Annotated in this window: 2 protein-coding genes and 1 pseudogene; 2 read left to right on the top strand and 1 reads right to left on the bottom strand. The window is 55.9% G+C overall.

Going from position 1 to position 2,358, the window contains the following annotated elements:
* Both A2I95_RS31945 and A2I95_RS31940 read left to right on the top strand, forming a co-directional pair.
* A pseudogene (locus A2I95_RS31945) lies at positions 1-320 on the top strand (diguanylate cyclase); the annotation flags it as partial.
* Positions 321-329: 9 nt separating this feature from the next.
* Entirely contained in the window at positions 330-1,331 is a 1,002-nt protein-coding gene (locus A2I95_RS31940) for a sterol desaturase family protein (RefSeq protein WP_291736305.1), read from the top strand.
* A 74-nt stretch (positions 1,332-1,405) separates the two neighbouring features.
* On the opposite strand, the gene A2I95_RS31935 is transcribed toward A2I95_RS31940, so the two are convergent.
* Positions 1,406-2,358 (bottom strand): LysR substrate-binding domain-containing protein (locus A2I95_RS31935; protein WP_291736303.1); only part of this gene is annotated, 953 nt, incomplete at its 5' end.

Genomic DNA, 2,358 nt, shown 5'->3' with positions numbered 1-2,358 from the left:
CCTTCAGCTCGACCAATTGGAACATGCGCCCGCTCGGCGTGCAAATTCTGGCCCTGACCTACCGGTCCGGAGAAAACTGGAACGAAACCGGGTTCAACAATCCTGAGTTCGACCGTTTGCTGGCAGATGCACTGGCAACCCCTGATGCGGACAAGCGCAGGGAAATCATGGCCAAACTGCAAAGGATCTTGCTCGACGAAGGTGTGGTGACGCAGCCCTATTGGCGCTCCCTTTACAATCACAGCCGCCCAAATGTGAAAGGGATGGGCATGCACCCGACCTTTGAAATCCACATGGATAAGATCTGGTTGGACGCATAGGAGGCGCACATGTCGGCCACTGAAAAGCACGTGGAAGCTGGCACAAGCAAGGAATGGAACTGGCATCCCGACTTGCCTGTCGCAGTAACACCGCTTTTCTCGTGGCCGCCAAGACCCATGGCCACGCTCCGGTGGTTTGCGACCAACTGGTTGCTGATCACCGAATACCTGATCTACGCCCTGATGGCCTGGGCCATCTGGGCGTGGCTGGTGCCACCCTTGGAGCAGATGCAGCGCTTGAGCTGGGGATGGGTATTGCAGCTTTGGGCGCGCAACCTGATCCTGATGACCATTTTTGCCCAAGGGCTGCACCTGTGGCTTTACGGATGGAAGAAGCAAGGCGACGACTACAAGTTCGACCGGCGCGGACCAGCCAGGAATGCACGCATCTTCTTGTGGAACGATCAGTATTGGGACAATGTCACCTATGCGCTCCTATCTGGTGTGACCGTCTGGACGTTCTATGATGCCATCGTTTGGATGGCTTACGCTAATGGCTGGGCACCGATGATTACGGCCCGGAGCAATCCGCTCTGTTTCTTTGCCCTGTTCCTGTTGTTGCCTGTTGTACAATCCTTCCATTTCTACTGGCTGCACCGCGCACTGCACATCCCATGGATCTATAAACGCGTGCATTCGGTGCATCATCGCAGTGTTTCAGTCGCACCGTGGTCTGGCTTTTCCATGCATCCGATCGAGCATGTCGGCTACATGAGCCTGTTGCTGATCTTCCTGGTTGTGCCCGCGCATCCGATCCACTTCCTCTTCATCGGATTCTCGTTGGCGCTTGCTTCAGCCACGTCGCATGCCGGGTTTGAAAACTTGATGCTGGGGGACAAGGCCCACCTGAAGATCGGGTCGTTCCACCACCAACTGCATCACCGGTATTTCGAATGCAATTATGGCGGCCCGGAAATGCCCTGGGATAACTGGTTCGGCAGCTTTCACGATGGCAGCCCGGAGGCGACGGAACGTGTGCGCGAAACCAAAAAACGCATGCACGCCAAATGAGTGGCGTGGTGACAATCCAGGACGGTCAGTGTTGATCTGGAACGCGTTGACCGGTGGTTCCTGAATGACGACGCCTAAACGTCTGCCGGGATGCTTCTCATTGTCGGGTCAGCTTCGATTTCCTCTTCAAGCCACTTGGTGAACAGAGCCAGTTTCGGGTTCGCTGCACTGTTTTTTGGCGTTGCAAGGTACCATTGACTCGGCTCTGGCACGGAGAGACCGAACGGCCGTACCAAGCGCCCTCTCTCAAGGTCACGGACGCAGAACGGCGCTCTTGCCATTCCAATCCCATGGTTTTTCAGGACTGCCTCACGAACCAGCGGATAATTGTCAAAAACGGACCCGAATTTCATGTCGTCGCGGCTGAGGCCTGCCGCCTCCAGCCAGCAAGTCCAGTCATCAACATCTGACGGCGTGGTCGGGACACCCAGCAGCAAGAATCTCTCCAATTCATCAAGTGTCATGCCCATGTCCGGATCACCCAAAGCCTCGGGAGCGCACACCGGGTAAATGTCGGTTTCAAACAACGGGCTGTAGTTAAATCTCTTGTCAAAAGGCGGGGCATTGAAGATGCCCGCGTCAAATCTGTGCGCATCATAGTCACCGTCTTCAAAGGTTGAGATTATGCGCACGCGGGTGTTCGGATTGTCCTGAAGGAAATCGGCAAGCCTGGGCTGCAGCCACATTGTATTGAAACTCGCATAAGACTGAACGAGCAGCACATCGGGCTCGTCCGGCGCCTGTATGCGCCGGGTGGCCTTGATTATCCCCTGAATGTGTTCACGGATTGGCGGATAATACTGTTCGCCGGCTGGCGTCAGTTCGACGGACCGGCTTGTGCGTTCAAGCAGTTGAACCCCGATTGAATTCTCCAGTGCCTTGATCTGATGGCTGACGGCCGCGTGCGTCACGCAGATTTCGTCAGCGGCCTTGCGAAAGCTCTTGTGACGCGCCACGGCTTCAAAGGCGCGCAGAGAAACCAATGTTGGCATATGGGTCGTCACCGGCGGGCCTCCTTGATGAATGC

The sequence above is a fragment of the Leisingera sp. F5 genome (genome assembly GCF_001593695.1).
Note: the sequence above shows the minus strand (reverse complement) of the source record. Positions and strands in the feature narration are given on the sequence as shown.

Excerpts from the sequence above, each read along its gene's own strand:
- A2I95_RS31940 (WP_291736305.1), top strand. The coding sequence starts at position 330 with ATGTCGGCCACTGAAAAGCACGTGGAAGCTGGCACAAGCAAGGAATGG.